The organism is Solwaraspora sp. WMMA2065, from assembly GCF_030345075.1.
Classification (GTDB): domain Bacteria; phylum Actinomycetota; class Actinomycetes; order Mycobacteriales; family Micromonosporaceae; genus Micromonospora_E.
On sequence record NZ_CP128361.1, the window covers coordinates 3,452,350 to 3,468,426 of the forward strand.

Genomic DNA, 16,077 nt, shown 5'->3' on the forward strand with positions numbered 1-16,077 from the left:
AGATTCAATGCCCTCGTTTGATCTGCCGTTGCCGCAACTTGCGACGTACAACCCATCTGTGGTCGAACCAGCCGACTTCGCGATGTTCTGGAAGTCGACCCTGGACGATGCCGCCAGCCGTGAGGTGCTGATCGACGTCCGCTTGGAGCCAACGGACCTGCGCCTACTGGACACCTGGCAGGTGACGTTGCGCGGGTTCGGCGGCGACCCGGTCAACGCCTGGTACACCCGCCCGGCCGGGGTGGACAGGCCGCTGCCGGCGGTCGTCGAGTATCTCGGCTACGGGCGGGGCCGGGGCCTGCCGCATGAACGGCTGATCTGGCCGGTCGCCGGCTACGCGCACCTGTTGATGGACACCCGCGGCCAGGGCGACCAGTACGGCAACGGCGGGGACACCCCGGATCCGCACCCCGCCACGGCCGGCGGCCCCGGGCCGGTGACCCGGGGGATCCTCGACCCGGCCGACTACTACTACCGCCGGCTGATCACCGACGCGGTCCGCGCGGTGGCTGCGGTGCGTGCGCTGCCCGGCGTCGATCCGTCCCGGGTGGTCGCGGCCGGCAACAGCCAGGGCGGCGGGCTCGCCCTGGCGGTCGCCGGCCTGGTCGACGACCTGGCCGCGCTGATCTGCACCGCGCCGTTCGGCTGCCACTGGCAGCGGGCGATCGAGATCACCGACAACGAGCCGTACGGCGACATCGCCCGGTACCTCGCCGTGCACCGCGACGCCGAGCCGGCGGTACGCCGCACCCTGTCCTACTTCGATGGAGTGTTGTTCGCCCGCACCGCGGTGGCTCCGGCGCATTTCGGTATCGGGCTGCGCGACACCACCTGCCCACCGAGCACGGTTTTCGCCGCGTACAACCAGTACGGCGCCGGAAACGGGCGTTTGGAGCCACCGGCTCGGGAGATTCACCCGTATCCGTTCAACGGCCACGAAGGCGGTGAGTCGGAGCAGGTCCGCAGACAGTTGCGCTGGCTGCACGAACTGTTCCACTGAAACCGTCACCGGACCGGAGCAACAGTTCCACTCGAACCTCTGCCAGCTAGTCGAAATCCCGTACCATTGCATCGCCGAATGCGGCGTTCATGAAGACAATTCGACGCTCGACCGCGTCCGACGGCTGCATCGGCAGGTTCCGGCGCACCTCATCGAGGATCAGGTTCGACCAACGCGGGACGTAGAGCTCTTCCTCCGCGAGCCGGAGTAACAGATTACACAGAGCATTGGGGATGAGGACGTTGGCATCCAGGATAGCGGTGAGCGGCACGCTACGCGACGTCACGCTCGTCAGAGTTTGCCGGAGTGCCGTACATCCCGGAATCCACCGCATCCGCAGTCATCTCGGCTAGCAGTTGGCGTCGCGCGTGGCTCCGCTGTTGCTTGTAAGCGAGCAGACCACCTAGCGGAATCCGCCGGGAGGAGTTGGGTCTGGAATAGGGGATCTCCCCATCGTCCAGCAGCTTGATGAGAGTCGGCCGGGACACACCGAGCAGCTCAGCCGCTTCTCTTGTGGTCAACTCCTGGTCGACCGGCACAATTGCCACGCCCCTCCCAGAGGCAAGCACCTGCACCAGACGCGCGAATACCTCGCGCACCGACCCGGGAAGCTCCGTCTCGATGCCGTCGCGAACCAGCGCCAGCTCACGTCCCTCGGCCGTCTCGAGCAGATCAGCAAGTCGCGCCAGCTCCGCGCGCTCGTCCAGACCGGGCACAATCGCATCCCCGTTCATGGCCCTCCTCTACGCTCTCAGACCATCAGCATCGCGCGAAAGCGCAAGAAGTGCAACCCAAAACCGACATATATGCCGTTAGTCGCGCAGGGCGTCGTCGAGGCTGGTCTCGGGTGGGCCGGGCAGCGCCGGATCCCGGCCCACCAGCACGTCGTACGCGGCCTTGACCGAGGCAAACCGTTCCCGGAACGCACCCCAGCGCCAGGCCCGCTCGAAGCGGCGTACCGAATCGTCACCGACGCCGACCGCGTCCACGCCGACCCGCCGGCAGACCGTGACCGCCCGCTCGATGTGGAAGCTCTGCGTCACCACGATCGCCTGCTCCACGCCGAAGACGCGGCGCGCCCGCAGGCACGAGTCGTAGGTGTCCAGACCGGCGTGGTCCTGCACGATCCGGTCCGCCGGCACGCCACGATCGATCAGCCAGCGCCGCATCGCGCCCGGCTCGTCGTAGTCCCACTCCCGATGGTCGCCGGAGACCAGCACCGCCCGGACCCGGTCGGCTTCGACCAGCCGCCGGGCCACCTCCAGCCGACCGGCCAGGAACTCCGACGGCGTGCCGTCCGGCCGGACCTGCGCCCCGAGCACCAGGGCGACCGGAGCGGCCGGCACGTCGGCCAGCTCGTAGACATGCTCGGCCGCCGACGCGCGGACCCAGTAGCCGCTGCCGGTGACCAGCAGCGCGACCGTGACCGCCGCCGCCGCGCAGACAACCAGTTTGCGGCGCAGCCACCTGGTTCGACGGGTCGGATGAGCCGGGGCGTCGTCCATGCCGTAATTATGGTCGACGGGCACGTCGCGCCCGCCGCTGGACACCGGCCGCGACAGGGAAGAGTGTGGAGCACATGGTCATCGAGCTGGGTCTGGCCAGCCACCCCGAGGCGCCGCCGCAGGCACCGGCCGGACGCTGGTGGCGGACACCACGACGGGTACGGCTGGCCGCCGGCCGGGCCCGTCCGCTCGCCGCCGTCGCCGGCCTGGCGCTGCTGGCCGGCCTGTCCGGCGCGGCCCCGCCCAGCGGCCCGCTGCTCGTCCAGGTCGCCAGCCATCAGGTGAAGGCCCGGGACATCGTGCTCGCCGGGGACCGGCTGCTGGTCACCTCGGCTGCCGCGCAGGGCGCGGCGACCACCTGGCAGTTGTCCGCGTACGGCGTACCGGACGGCGCGCTGCGGTGGACGGTACCGTTCGACTCGGCGAGTTGGCGGCTGCGCCAGGTGCGCCGGACCGGTGACGTGGTGCTGGTCGACCCGAGGTCCGGTCCCGGCACCGGCTCGACGGTCATCCTGGACGCGCAGACCGGGCAGACCCGGTGGGTGGCACCGGACGGGCTGGTGCTGACCGACGACGGGCGTACCGCGCTGATCGACGAGCCGGACGACGCCGGCGCCACCTCGTCGACGCTGCGTGCGGTCGACGTGGCGACCGGCGACGAGCTGTGGCGGGCCGACCTGTCCGTGCCGACCGAGGTGCTGGCCGGGACCGCCGGGCAGGCGCTGCTGGTCGGCACCGACGGCCGGGCCCAGGTACGCGACGGGCGCGACGGCACGATGCTGCGTACCGCCGATCTGGGTGAGGTGTCCCGGCCGGACACCATGGCCGGCACGCTGCTGCTGCGCCAGTGGCGCGGCGGTGAGCTGGGGGTCACCGGCTACGACCCGGCGACGTTGCGGCAGCTGTGGCACCGGCCGGTGCGGTACGGACCGGGCCGGATCACCGGGTGCGGCGAGCTGATCTGCTTCCCGGACGACACCCGGATCGAGGCGGTCGACCCGTTGACCGGCCGGACGGTGTGGCGGGTGCCGGCTGACCTGGTGGTCGACTTCGACAGCTACCTGGTGGCGTACAGCGTCTCGGCCGACGGCGGGTCCGGCGCCGCAGCGGACGGCGACGGTCGCGGGTATCCCGCGTCGGTGGCGGTGGCGGATGCCAGCGCCGAGGCAGGTTCGGGCAGCGGGCGGATCATCGACCCGCGGACCGGGCGGACCCTGCTGCCGTTGAGCGCCTGGGAGATTGAGTTGGAGGGGCGCGGCGACGCGACGTTCGTCGGCTACCGGCAGCTGACCGAGACCGGACCGGCGTGGCTTGCGGTACTGGCGCCGGCCGGTCCGGAGACGGTACGCATGGTCGGTAGCGTTCCCGGACCGGTCGGCGGCTGTGTCGGCGACCGCGGCACGATCGTCTGCCGGCTGGGTGCCGACGCGATCAGCATCTGGCACTACGAGCTCTGACCCGGGGGGCCGGGCCGGCCCGGGTCAGGCGAACCGACCCGGGCCGGGTAGCCGTTCAGGAAGCGGCGTCGACCTTGTCGGCGGCTTCGGCGAGTGCGGCGACGTACTCGTCGAGGCCCCAGGTGACCGACAACGCGGTGGGCGGCGACACCGAGGCGATGAACTCGGCACCGACCAGCGAGGCGACCGCCCCGGACCGGATCTGCGGCATGGTCTGGGCGGCCTGCGAGGACAGGAACGCGTCCTGTTCCTCCTGAGTGGTGGCGAACGACACCAGCACGTCCGAGGTGAGCTGGTCGAGTTGCTCGTAGCTCATGGTGAAGTAGAACGTCGACTCGTCGGTGCCGAGGTCGTTGACGCTGGGCGCGCCGGTCATCCCGAGGTCGAGGGCGAACTCGACCCGCGGGTCGGCCTCCTTGTAGACGTAGAAGGTGCCGGCGGAGTCCCAGACCATGGCGACGCTCTTGCCGGCCAGTTGCGGGTTCTCCTCAGCCTTGTTGGCGACCCGCGCGTCGATGTCGTCCAGAAGCGCCTGTGCTTCGTCGCTCTTGCCGAGCGCGGTGCCGACGGTGGTGATCAGGTCACGCCACGGGGTGGCCCACGCCTCGCCCGGGTGGGCGACCGTCGGCGCGATTTGACTGAGCAGGTCGTACTGTTCCTGGTCGATGCCGGAGTAGACGGCGAGGATCAGGTCCGGGTCGGCTGCGGCGATCTCGTCGAACGGCGGATCCTGGGCGTCCGGCAGTACGGTGGGCACCTCGGCGCCGGTCTCGTCGAGCTTCTCGGCGATCCACGGCAGTACGCCGTTGGCGTCACCGCCGTAGCTCTGGAACGGGATGGCCACCGGCACCACGTCGAGCGCGATGGCGGCGTCGGCGCTGCCCCATCCCCAGGCGACCACCCGGGTCGGAGTGTCCTCGATAGTGGTCTCACCGAGGGCGTGCTCGATGGTCACCGGGAAACCGGCCGAGCTGCCACCGGTCGCGGGGTCATCGGCGCTGGAGTCGTCGCCGGAACCGCACGCGGTCAGGCCGATGGCGAGGGCAAGCGGAGCGGCGAAAAGGACGCGGCTGAGTTCTCTGCTGATCACTGTCTCTCCTACGAGCGCGGGGTCGTCCGCGAAGGTCAGCACATGCAACCACGGCTAAGTTAGGTTTGGCTAGCCTATGTAATCCTGGTTACCGAGCCGTGATTCCGGCCGGCGGTGGCGAGCAACCACAGCAGGTACGGCCCGCCGATCACCGCGGTGACGATGCCGACCGGGGTCTTGATGTTGCCGGGCAGCAGGTGCTGGGCGACCAGGTCCGCCCCGGTCACCACCACCACTCCGACCAGAGCGGCGGGCAGCAGCACCGGGGCGCCGGAACGCATCATCCGCCGGGCGATCGGCATGGCGACGAACGCCACGAACGCGATCGGCCCGGTCACCGCGGTCGCCACCGCGGCGAGGGCCACCGCGATCGCCAGCAGACTGATCCGGCTGCGCTCCAGCCGCACCCCCAGGCCGGTTGCGGTGTCGTCGCCGAACTGCAGCAGCCCGAGCGCCGGACGCAACGCCAACAGCGCCGGGGTCAGCACGCCGAGCAACGTCGCCAGGACGGCGATCTCCGGCCAACGGGCGCTGCCCAGGCTGCCGACCATCCACGACAATGCCATCTGCGCCTCGCGTACCTCCCCCCGGGTCAGCAGGTAGCCGAGGACACCGTGCGCCATGAACGCGGCGGCGATGCCGACCAGCACGAACCGGTACCCGGTCAGCCCGCCCCGCCAGGAGAGCAGGTAGACGGCGGTCGCCGTACCGGCCGCACCGACGAACGCGGCGACCGACACGCCGAGGCTGCCGGCGCCCAGCATGACCAGCGCGAACACCGCGGCGGCGCTGGCCCCGCCAGTGACGCCGATGATGTCCGGGCTGGCCAGCGGGTTGCGCAGCAGGGTCTGGAAGATGCCACCGGCCAGGCCGAACGCGGCACCGGCCAGAATCCCGGCGACCAGTCGGGGCAGCCGCAGGCTGAGGATGATGAAGTCGTCGCGGCCGTCGCCCTGCCCGATCAGCGTGCGGAATACCCCGTCCACCGAGATCCGGTAGGCACCGAGACCGAGGCTGAGCAGGGCGAAGACGGCGACGACCCCGACCAACCCGGCCAGCACGACGGTGGTCCGGCGGCGTTGGCGACGCCGCAGCCGGCCCAGCGCGGGAAGCCCGAGACCGGCGGTCACACGCTGGCCAATCGGGAGCGGCGGACCAGGGCGATCAGCACCGGTGCGCCGAGGAAGGCGACGACCAGGCCGGCCTCGACCTCACCGGGCGGGGCGACCAGCCGGCCGAGCACGTCGGCCGCGATCAGCAAAGCGGCACCGAGCACCGCGCTGTACGCGAGGATCCACCGGTAGTCCGGCCCGGTCACCCAGCGGGCGGCGTGCGGCACGACCAGCCCGACGAAGACGATCGGTCCGGTGAGCGCCGTCGCCGAGCCGCAGAGCAACACGGTCGCGGTCATGATGACCGCCCGGTCCCGAACCACGTGCTGGCCGAGCCCGTGGGCGACGTCGTCGCCGAGGCTGAGCGCGTTGAGCACCCGGCCGGAGACCAGCGCCAGCAGGGTGCCGACGGCGATGAACAGCAGCACCGTACGGGCGGTGTCGAGGTCCCGCCCGACCAGCGAGCCGACCTGCCAGAACCGGTAGCGTTCCAGGGTCTGCAGGTTGGTCAGCAGCACCAGGGTGATCAGCGAGGTGAGCACGGCGGTGAGCGCCGAGCCGGCGATGGCGAGTTTCACCGGAGTCGCGCCGTCGCCGCCCATCGACCCGATGCCGTAGACGAGCAGCGCAGCGAGGGTCGCGCCGCCGAACGCGAACCAGATGTAGCCGGCGGTGGTGCCGATGCCGAGCCAGGTGATCGCGACGACGACGGCGAGCGAGGCTCCGGCGTTGATGCCGAGCAGCCCAGGGTCGGCGATCGGGTTCCGGGTCAGTCCCTGCATGAGCCCGCCGGAAAGTCCGAGTGCCAGACCGGCGAGCAGTCCGATCACGGTCCGGGGCAGCCGCAGGTCCCAGATGACCACGTGGTCGTTGACCGCCGGGTCGCGGTCGACCAGCGCCTCGACCACCACCGGCAGCGCGATGTCGCGGGATCCGAGGGCGAGGCTGGCGAAGACGGTCAGGGCCAGCAGCAGTACGGCAACGAGCAGCCCACCAAGCCGCCGACGTGTCGTAAAGCTACGACCACTTTGGGTAACATCCCGTCCGACACGCTCACCCCGACCGGCCCGAAGTGAGGTAAGCATCGCCTAAGTATGCAGGGAAAGCTCCACCGGCTCATCGGCGGGCAGGTCCACCGCCCTCGCACCGTACGGGCTGCGTACTGCCACCTGTTGGCTGAGCGCCGAGCGGAGCCGGACCCGCAGCGTCGTGGCGTCCCAGGTCAGCTCCTCGACGGTGATCCGGCCCCGGCAGGTAACCCCGCGCAGGGTGCCGCCGGGCAGCTCGCCCGGCCAGGCCGGCAGCAGGTGCAGCGACCCGGGGCGCGAATCGACCAGCATCTCGATCAGGACGCCGGGCAGCGTGTGCACGGCGTCGGCGTTGTACGTCTGCAGACCCGGGTTGTGGGCGCTCATCAACGACCGGAAGAACATGTCCGCGCAGATGATCTTCCGCAGGTTGGCGGCGGCCCGGTCGGCGTCGCGCAGCCGGGCGGCGACCAGCGCACGGTGCAGGCTGCCGTGCGCGGACAGGTTCTCGTCGCCGCGTACCGCCAGTGCCCGGTGGGCCGCGCGGGCCAGCTCCGGGGTGCCGTCCGGGGTGATCTCGTGCAGCGGCCAGACCGGGTAGAGGTGGCTGATGTGCCGGTGGTCGTCGTCGGCGCGGTATCCGGGCCACGCCCACTCGGCCAGCGCGCCCCGCTCGTCCACCAGGTATCCGGGCAGCCGCGCGGCCAGATCGGCCCACCGGGGCGCACCGGTCAACCCGCCCGCGACCCGCATCGCGTGCCGGGCGGCGGCGATGTCCATGGTGGCGTTCACCGCCGGGTAGACCGGCTCGTCGTGCTCGTCGGGCGGCCCGGTCTCGGCGGAGAACGACGGCACGATCATGTACCGGCCGTCGTCGTCGACCCGGGTCAGAAAATCCTCGAAGAACTCGGCCGCCTCGACCAGCCAACCGGCCACCTCCCCCAGCGGCTCCCCGGTGACCAGGTGGTGCTCCCACAGCGGGTACAGCAGCCAGTGCGCGCCGGGCAGCCAGGCCGGCCAGGGCCACTCGTCGCAGAAGTGGAACAGGTGCCCGTGTTCGCCGTCGGTGCGCCCCGGCGCGAGCAGGCCTCGGCCGCCGTACACCGCCCGCGCGTTGCGTCGCCAGTCGTCGACCTGGCCGGCGATCAACCGTCGGTGCGCAGCGGTCACCTCCGGCAGCGCGCCGATGTTCGCCCCGGACAACTGCAAATTCAGGTTGGCGTCGGTGGTGAAGTCGCCGGCCCAGGCGGCGTCCCAGGAGCCGAGCCAGAGCCCGGTCAGCCGGGGCGGCAGCACCCCGCTGGAGCTGATCAGCAGGTACCGGCCGGCGTGGAACAGCCGTTCCAGCAGCGCCGGTGACAGTCGCTGGTCGTCGGCGCGCTGGGCGTCGAGCAGCTCACCGACCGGACGGCGCCGGTCGGCCTCGTCGACCCGCAACCGCAGCTCGACCCGCTGGTACATCGGCCGGTGCAGGGCGACGTGCCGAACCAGCAGCCGCTGGTAGTCGGCGCCCGGCTGCTGATCGGCCAGCCCGGCGAGCCGCGCGTGCAGCACCCCGGTGCCCCAGCCCGGCGCGTCGTAGCGGTCCAGCACGGTCAGCGCCAGCGCGTCCCCGCCGATCAGGATCCGGTCGCCGAGGATCTCGGTGTCGCCGGTCACCAGGGTCAGTCCTTCGAAGCCGTACGCCCCGAGGCCGGCCGGATAGCTGCCCCGGACCCGCAGGAACGCGTACCCGTCGCGCCGGTAGGCGGTGATGTCGTAGCTGACGTCGGCCGGCCGGCCGGGCAGGTCGCCGGTCGCGCCGAGCAGGCATGGGCCGGCAGCCAGCCGGACCACGGCGACCCGGTCCGCGCGGGAGACGAAGGCTTGCCGGGTTCCGCCGCCGGCCCACCGCACGGTGATCTCACCGGTGGTGAAGTCAGTGGTACGCAGGTAGTCGGCGGGCAGCGGCGCCGGCTCGGCGGCCCGGCCAGCCGGCGCGTCGACGGTCAGGTCGTCGACGGTCAGGTCGTCGACGGTCAGCGCGTATCCGGGGTGGAACGACTGGGTCCACTCCAGCTGCCGGCCGGCGGCGAGCAGCCGACCGGCCTCGGTCCGTCGGCCGGCCAGGATCAGGTCCCGGACCTGCTCGATGACCCCCGCCAGCTCCGGTGGCCGCAGGCCGCGGGTGCCGTTGGGCAGCACGAACCGGTGATGGTCGACCACGATCCGTTCGGCGGTCGGGTCGCCGTACACCATCAGCCCGTACTCGCCGTTGCCGGTGAGGAACGCGTCTTCCCAGCGCGCCGCTGGCGCCGTGTCGTCGATCCGGTGCATCGGATCGACCTTAGCCAACGTCTTCAGCCGTACGCGAGGGTCAGCTTCGCGTACAGGTCCTCCAGCACGAACCGGGAGTCCACGCGGTGGTAGACCCGAATCGTCCGCGAGCGGTCCTGCCGGTGCCGATAGCTCAGATCGGGCCGGACGATCGGTGCCGGAATCTGGCGGTGATCCATCCAGTGCTCGTCCAGCAGCACCCCGACGGCAGGGGAGTCGCCGAGGACCCACGACTCCCCTGCCGGCCAGTTCGCATTGTCACCCATCGCGTCGTTGAATTCGACGAGTTGCCGGAACAGGTACGCACCGACCGGCCCACGCGGCGCCACCCGGACCGCGAGTTCGCTGAGACCGACCCGCATCATGCCGTACGCCGCGTTGGGGATCTGCCACAGCTCCACCTCGGAGTCGAACACCTCGTTGGCGGCGTCGACGTCGTTACCCAGGTTGAACTCGGCACCACCGTCCGGGTACGGGCCACCGCCGATCCAGACGGCGGTCAACCGCCCGGCAATCCTCGGCTCGACCCGCAGCGCGGCGGCGAGATCGGTCAGCGGCCCGAGAAAGGCCACGAACAGCGGCAGTGGATCGTCGCGCATGGCTTCGGCGACGATCAGGTCGACCCCGGGTGCTCCGCCGACCGCGTCCCGCAGCGGACGGCTGACCCCAGCGGCCACCGGCGGCGGAGCCGGCAGTCGCATCAGCTCCAGCAGGTGGTGGATCTCGGCGACGCTGGCGGCAGCGGTGTCCAGGCCGTTTCGGACGCCGAAGTGCGCGCCGACCAGCCCGCGCACGTCGAACCGGGGGGTGAGCAGTGCGTGCACGATCGCGTACTGGTCGTCGGCCTCATTGCGCGCGTCGCTGTCGACCACCAGCCGGATCCGCTTGGACCGCGGCACGGTGAGTGGATGTCGCCGAGAGTCCATCTGGACATAGTGTCAGCCGGCGGCCCGAACCGTAACTGGGTCGGGTAGCCGTTGTGGACGGGACGGGGCAGAGAAAAGCAGGTGCGTTCGAGGCGAGATCAGCCGCTGCGGAGTGTGGTGCTGACGACGGCGCTAACGGGGCGCGGTACCGCACCGGCGGAGCAACTGTGGCAGCCGCCGGGCGCGGCCGGCGGGCAGGTCGCCGCCGCAGAACCACCATCATGATCAACCTGCGCCGCTGGCTGCAGACCACTGATCGGGACGGTGTTCTGACCGTCACCGGCCGCCGACCCGCAGCGGTTCGGACCGGTCGGCCGGCCGGTCCGGCTCACGCAGCTCGGTACGGGCCAGCGCGGGCAGGCCGTGCCGGCGGCGGGCGGCCATCCAGCCGAGTGACCCGGCGACCACGACGGCGGCGAGGGCCACCAGCAGCGGGATGTCCGGCACGCCGAGCAGTTTCATGGCGCTGGCCAGCAGTACCAGGGTCAACGCCCGGCGGACCAGGCCGCCGGGTGCCCGCGACGACAGTTGTGCGCCGAGCCACGCGCCGGGCACCGCGCCGAGCAGCAGCGAGGTGGTCAGGTCGAGGCGGAAGTCACCGAAGAGCAGGTGCCCGACGGCGGCGGCGATCACCAGCGGTACCGCCTGCACCAGGTCGGTGCCGACGAGAAAGGCGGGCCGCAGCAGCGGGTAGAGCATCAGCAACGCGATGATGATCAGCGAACCGGAGCCGACGCTGGTCATCCCGACGATCAGACCGCCGACGGCACCGATCAGCACGGTGGGCAGCGGCCGGGCCCGCAGCGCCGGCTCGGCCGGTGCGGCATCATCCGCGCGATGGTCTGCGGCGCCGGCCCGGCGGCGGGTGGCGTGCTCGGCCATCCGGGTGTAGGTGCGGAAGACCAGACCAGCGGCGGCCAGTACCAGCGCCACCCCGAGCGCCACCTTGATGCCCTGCTGCAGTCGCTCGCCGTCGCCGAGCGAGCGCAGCAGCAGGACGCCGGCGAACGCGCTCGGCACGCTGCCCAGGCAGAGCCAGCCGACCAGCGACCAGTGCACGGTACGCCGCCGGATGTGCACCAGCCCGCCGACCGGTTTCATCACCGCGCTGACCACCAGGTCGCTGGAGACGGCGGCGAGCGGCGGCACGCCGAAGAAGATCACCAGCATCGGGGTCATCAGCGCCCCGCCGCCCATGCCGGTCAGCCCGACGATGATCCCGATGCCGCAACCGGCCAGCACCAATACCCAGTCCACCCTGTCGAGGGTGCCGGACCGGACCGGCAATGTCTAGCATGTCGATCGGAATTATCAGGTCGATAGGTGAACCGAATCCGGGCAGTTCGCGGTCAGCGGCTGGCCGGCAGTGCCGGGGCGACCGGCACCACCGGGCCGACCGGCCCGGTCAGCGGGCGGTCGGCAGCGCGTTAGCGGCCACCACCCGCCGGTACCAGTGCGCGCTCTCCTTCCAGGTACGCCGCATCGTCTGCCGGTCGACGTGCACGATGCCGAACGTCTTGCCAAACCCGTGCGCCCACTCGAAGTTGTCCATCAGCGACCACACGAAGTACCCGCGCACGTCGGCGCCGCCGTCGATCGCCTCGGCCACCGCGGTCAGGTGCCGGTGCAGGTAGTCGACCCGGCGCGGGTCACGGACCCGGCCGTCGTCGTCGAGCACGTCGTCGAACGCCGCCCCGTTCTCGGTGATCATCATCGGCAGCCCCGGGTAGTCGCGGTGCAGCCGCAGCAGCAGCTCGGTCAGCCCGGTCTCGTCGATGTTCCAGCCCATCTGGGTGTACGGGCCGGGCTGGGTGACGAACTCGACGTCGGTGACACCGATCCACGGCGAGGCCGCCCCGTCGGCGTGCCCGTCGGCGGTCGACCGTGGCGACACCCCGTCCCACTGGCGGACCAGCACCGGGTTGTAGTAGTTCACCCCGAGCAGGTCCAGCGGGGCGTGCGCGGCCGCCTCGTCGCCGTCGCGCACGAACGACCAGTCGGTCACCGCCGCGGTGTCGTCGATCAGGTCCCGTGGGTACGCCCCGTCCAGCATCGGCCCGAGGAACGCCCGGTTGGCCAGCGCGTCGATCCGGCGTACCGCCTCGGCGTCGCCGGGCGACTCGCCCCGCACGTGGTGCAGGTTCAACGTCACGCTGACCCGGGCCGCCGGGTCGATGCCCGCCCGCAGCGCGCGTACCGCCAGACCGTGGCCGAGGTTGAGGTGGTGCACGGCGGCCAGCGCGGCGGCCGGCTCGGTACGCGCCGGGGCGTGCACGCCGGAGCCGTAGCCCAGGTACGCCGAGCACCACGGCTCGTTGAGGGTGATCCAGGTGTGCACCCGGTCGCCGAACACCTCGCCCATCCGGCCGGCGTACTCGGCGAACCGCTCGGCGGTGTCCCGGTGCGGCCAGCCGCCGGCGTCCTCCAGCTCCTGCGGCAGGTCCCAGTGGTAGAGGGTGGCGACCGGCGCGATCCCCCGGGCCCGCAGCCCGTCGACCAGCGCCGAGTAGAAGTCCACGCCCCGCTGGTTGAGCTGGCTGCCGGCCCCTGGCAGCACCCGGGACCAGGAGATCGAGAACCGGTACGCGCCGACGCCGAGCTCGGCGAGGATGTCCAGGTCCTCCTCCAGCCGGTGGTAGTGGTCGCAGGCCACGTCACCGGTGTCGCCGTTGGTGACCAGACCGGGGGTGTGCGCGAAGGTGTCCCAGATGGACGGTGTGCGGCCGTCCACCGCAGCGGCCCCCTCGACCTGGTACGAGGCGGTCGCCGTACCCCAGAGGAAGTTGCCGGGAAAGACAGGGCCGGACGGTAATGATACGGACATGTCGGGATTCTCCTTACGCGCTGAGCACGATCTCAATCTGGCGGGTGTCCGGGTCGGCGGTGACCCGACCGCCCCCCTCGGTGGCCTCCGGGCAGGGCCTGTACCGGACACCCGCGTCGGCGACGCCGCACGATCAACAGGCTCCAGCATGCCTGCTGGTCGCCGATCCGACGCGGCCGGACCCGGCGACGGACCTGGCAACGGACCCGGCCGGCCGGTGAGCGCCGCAGCTGGCGGCCGCCGGGAGCAGCAGCCGGGAGACCGGCCGGACAGCCCTGACGCCGACCATCGGCGGTAGATCGCCCCGAACCTGGGTACGCCTTTCGCCGTGACCTTCGGAGCCTGGCTGGCGCATGTGCGGGGCGGTCGGCTGCTGCACCCGCGCGGCTGCTCGTTCACCGGCGAGGTCCAGCTCTGGGGCCCGCTCGCCGACTGGTTCCTGCCAGCGGGGCGCTGGCCGGCCGTCATCCGGTTCTCCCGGGGCACCCCGACCCCGCCCGGCTGGCCGGACATCCTCGGCCTTGCGGTCCGGATCCAGGTCCCGGACCGCCCGGTCGACCTGCTGGTGTCCAGCGCCGGCCGAGCGCCGGTCCTGCGCCACCTTCCGCTACCCCGGCGCGACTTCGCCACCACGTACGGCAGCATCCTGTCGTTGCGGCACGGTCGGCACCGGATCTACCTGGCCGCGTTTCCGGCCGCCCCGGGTCGCCTCGGCGGCGCGGTCGAGCAGCTCGCCGAGGTCGCCGCCCGTCGCCCAATCGCGCTGCGGCTCGCGGCGGCCACCGCCACCAGTCACTGGCGGACGTTCGGTCGGATCGACGTCGGCGAGCCGCTGCCGTCCGCCGTTGACGCCGCCCTCGCCTTCGACCCGACCGGTCACCCTCCGCTGCGGCTGCGAACGGGTGGGCTGATCCAACGGCTCCGTACCGTCACCTACGCCGCCTCCCGGCGCGCCCGGGGCGCCCGCACCGACGACAATCCGATTGTCGCCGCCGGTCAGCGGCCGCTAGCGTGAGCGGCACCGTGACGACCGAGGAGCGACCGATGCGACCGCTGGCGAAACCTGCCACCGCCCGACGAGGCTGAGCCGCGCCCACCGGCAGTCCCGCTGATCCTCGCCGATCCCTCCGGCGATGCACGCCGGTCCCTTCCCGGTGCCGCCGGCCGGCACCGGATCACCGTCGCGTTTCCCCTACCGAGGAGTTTCCGATGAGTCATGCCCTGCTGCCCGGGACCCGGGCCCCGGTCAAGGTCTGGACCGATCCGGCGACCATCGAGCCGCACGCCAGCCAGCAGCTGCGCAACATCGGCACGCTGCCGTGGGTGCACGGCGTCGCGGTGATGCCCGACGTGCACTACGGCAAGGGCGCCACCGTCGGCTCGGTGATCGCGATGCGTCAGGCGCTGGCCCCGGCGGCGGTCGGCGTCGACATCGGCTGCGGCATGTCCGCGGTGCGGACCAGCCTGACCGACGCGCAGTTGCCGGACGACCTGGGCGCGCTGCGTACCGCGATCGAGGCCGCGGTCCCGGTCGGCTTCCAGGCCCGCGACACCCCGGTCGACCCGCGCCGGGTGCACGGTCTGCCGACCGCCGGCTGGGACCGGTTCTGGTCCGGCTTCGCCGGCCTGCACCCCGGGGTCGCCGCGCTGGAGTCCCGGGCGCAGCGTCAGCTCGGCACGCTCGGCGGCGGCAACCACTTCATCGAGGTCTGCGTCGAGCAGGGCGGTCCGGACGCCGGCCAAGTCTGGCTGATGCTGCACTCCGGCTCCCGCAACATCGGCAAGGAGCTGGCCGAGCGGCACATCGCGGCGGCCCGGAAGCTGCCGCACAACGCCGACCTGCCCGACCGCGACCTGGCGGTCTTCCTCGCCGACACGGCGGAGATGACGGCGTACCGGCGGGACCTGGCCTGGGCGCAGGAGTACGCGGCCCGCAACCGGGCGGTCATGCTGGCGCTGCTCTGCCGGGTGCTGCGCACGGCGGTGCCGGCGGTCCGCTTCGACGAGCCGATCTCCTGCCACCACAACTACGTGGCCGAGGAGGTCTACGACGGGGTGCCGCTGCTGGTGACCCGCAAGGGGGCGATCCGGGCCGGGCGGGGCGAACTGGGCATCATCCCCGGGTCGATGGGGACCGGCTCCTACATCGTGCGGGGTCGGGGCAGCGAGGCGGCGTACTGCTCGGCGTCGCACGGTGCGGGTCGGCGGATGTCGCGGTCGAAGGCGAAGAAGACCTACACCGTCGACGACCTGGCCGAGCAGACCGCCGGGGTGGAGTGCCGCAAGGACGCCGGTGTGGTCGACGAGATCCCGGCGGCGTACAAGGACCTGGACCAGGTGCTCGCCGAGCAGGCCGACCTGGTCGAGGTGGTGGCGCACCTGCGGCAGGTGGTCTGCGTCAAGGGTTGACCACCGGATGGGCGACCGGGGCGCGCACCGGGGCGGGCCGACCCTCCCAGCAGGGTCGACCCGCCCACGATGTTTCCTGTCGACAGTGGTTGCTATCGACGGTCGGTCGGGGTCATGTTCGACAGGTGACCGTCGGCCAGGTCCAGTTGCCGCCGTGCATGATCGTCACTCCGAAGTTGTTACCGCTACCGTTCGGCCTGGCGGTGATGTTCCCGGTCGTGCCGCTGACCGAGGCGTTCCAGCTGTTCTGCAGGCTCTGTCCGCCGTGCAGGCTGAGGGTGACCGTCCAGTTGCTGACGTTCTGCACCGAGACGTTGAGGTTGAACCGGTCGCCGAACTGCTGGCCGGCCGACAGCACGGCGGTGCAGTTGCTCTGGCCCGGGTCACCCGGGTTGCCAGGGTTGCCGGTC

15 protein-coding genes are annotated in these 16,077 nt (G+C 71.7%); 4 read left to right on the forward strand and 11 right to left on the reverse strand.

Features of this window, described 5'->3' with window-relative positions:
* Window positions 1-7 precede the first annotated feature (7 nt).
* On the forward strand, window positions 8-1,000 hold the full coding sequence (locus tag O7610_RS15565; protein ID WP_289211241.1) for an acetylxylan esterase: 993 nt from the start codon (window positions 8-10) through the stop codon (window positions 998-1,000).
* Between the two features lie 46 nt (window positions 1,001-1,046).
* Here O7610_RS15565 and O7610_RS15570 read toward each other — a convergent pair whose 3' ends face one another.
* The 3 genes from O7610_RS15570 to O7610_RS15580 form a co-directional block, all read right to left on the reverse strand.
* Window positions 1,047-1,286, reverse strand: a complete 240-nt coding sequence (locus O7610_RS15570) for a hypothetical protein (RefSeq protein WP_289211242.1) — start codon at window positions 1,284-1,286, stop codon at window positions 1,047-1,049.
* Window positions 1,273-1,734 carry a helix-turn-helix domain-containing protein gene (locus O7610_RS15575; RefSeq protein WP_289211243.1) on the reverse strand — a complete coding sequence of 154 codons (462 nt, stop codon included), beginning with the start codon at window positions 1,732-1,734 and terminating at the stop codon, window positions 1,273-1,275. Before O7610_RS15575 ends, O7610_RS15570 begins: the two co-directional genes overlap by 14 nt.
* Before the next feature lie 78 nt (window positions 1,735-1,812).
* Entirely contained in the window at window positions 1,813-2,505 is a 693-nt protein-coding gene (locus O7610_RS15580; protein ID WP_281551463.1) for a SanA/YdcF family protein, read from the reverse strand.
* 74 nt (window positions 2,506-2,579) lie between these two features.
* On the opposite strand from O7610_RS15580, the gene O7610_RS15585 reads away from it, so the two are divergent.
* The gene (locus tag O7610_RS15585) at window positions 2,580-3,962 is read left to right on the forward strand and encodes an outer membrane protein assembly factor BamB family protein (RefSeq protein ID WP_281551464.1); all 1,383 of its coding nucleotides are present in this window, start codon (window positions 2,580-2,582) and stop codon (window positions 3,960-3,962) included.
* Window positions 3,963-4,017: 55 nt separating this feature from the next.
* On the opposite strand, the gene O7610_RS15590 is transcribed toward O7610_RS15585, so the two are convergent.
* The 7 genes from O7610_RS15590 to O7610_RS15620 all read right to left on the reverse strand — a co-directional run bounded on the left by O7610_RS15590 (window position 4,018) and on the right by O7610_RS15620 (window position 13,258).
* Window positions 4,018-5,052, reverse strand: a complete 1,035-nt coding sequence (locus O7610_RS15590; protein WP_289211244.1) for an iron-siderophore ABC transporter substrate-binding protein — start codon at window positions 5,050-5,052, stop codon at window positions 4,018-4,020.
* A gap of 74 nt (window positions 5,053-5,126) precedes the next feature.
* Window positions 5,127-6,182: a FecCD family ABC transporter permease gene (locus O7610_RS15595; protein WP_281551466.1), complete on the reverse strand. Its 1,056-nt coding sequence runs from the start codon at window positions 6,180-6,182 to the stop codon at window positions 5,127-5,129.
* Window positions 6,179-7,249 (reverse strand): FecCD family ABC transporter permease, encoded by a 1,071-nt coding sequence (locus tag O7610_RS15600; protein WP_281551467.1) that lies wholly within the window; start codon window positions 7,247-7,249, stop codon window positions 6,179-6,181. Before O7610_RS15600 ends, O7610_RS15595 begins: the two co-directional genes overlap by 4 nt.
* Before the next feature lie 3 nt (window positions 7,250-7,252).
* The gene (locus tag O7610_RS15605) at window positions 7,253-9,508 is read right to left on the reverse strand and encodes a glycosyl hydrolase family 95 catalytic domain-containing protein (RefSeq protein WP_289211245.1); all 2,256 of its coding nucleotides are present in this window, start codon (window positions 9,506-9,508) and stop codon (window positions 7,253-7,255) included.
* Window positions 9,509-9,531: 23 nt separating this feature from the next.
* The gene (locus tag O7610_RS15610) at window positions 9,532-10,434 is read right to left on the reverse strand and encodes a nucleoside hydrolase (protein ID WP_289211246.1); all 903 of its coding nucleotides are present in this window, start codon (window positions 10,432-10,434) and stop codon (window positions 9,532-9,534) included.
* A gap of 276 nt (window positions 10,435-10,710) precedes the next feature.
* On the reverse strand, window positions 10,711-11,691 hold the full coding sequence (locus O7610_RS15615) for a sulfite exporter TauE/SafE family protein (protein ID WP_281551470.1): 981 nt from the start codon (window positions 11,689-11,691) through the stop codon (window positions 10,711-10,713).
* A gap of 148 nt (window positions 11,692-11,839) precedes the next feature.
* Window positions 11,840-13,258 (reverse strand): GH1 family beta-glucosidase, encoded by a 1,419-nt coding sequence (locus O7610_RS15620; protein ID WP_281551471.1) that lies wholly within the window; start codon window positions 13,256-13,258, stop codon window positions 11,840-11,842.
* A 328-nt stretch (window positions 13,259-13,586) separates the two neighbouring features.
* On the opposite strand from O7610_RS15620, the gene O7610_RS15625 reads away from it, so the two are divergent.
* Both O7610_RS15625 and O7610_RS15630 read left to right on the forward strand, forming a co-directional pair.
* Complete coding sequence (locus tag O7610_RS15625) at window positions 13,587-14,273, forward strand: phosphodiesterase (RefSeq protein ID WP_289211247.1); 687 nt, start codon at window positions 13,587-13,589, stop codon at window positions 14,271-14,273.
* Between the two features lie 194 nt (window positions 14,274-14,467).
* Window positions 14,468-15,667, forward strand: a complete 1,200-nt coding sequence (locus O7610_RS15630) for an RtcB family protein (protein WP_281551473.1) — start codon at window positions 14,468-14,470, stop codon at window positions 15,665-15,667.
* 112 nt (window positions 15,668-15,779) lie between these two features.
* Here O7610_RS15630 and O7610_RS15635 read toward each other — a convergent pair whose 3' ends face one another.
* Complete coding sequence (locus O7610_RS15635) at window positions 15,780-16,025, reverse strand: hypothetical protein (protein WP_281555821.1); 246 nt, start codon at window positions 16,023-16,025, stop codon at window positions 15,780-15,782.
* Window positions 16,026-16,077 lie beyond the last annotated feature (52 nt).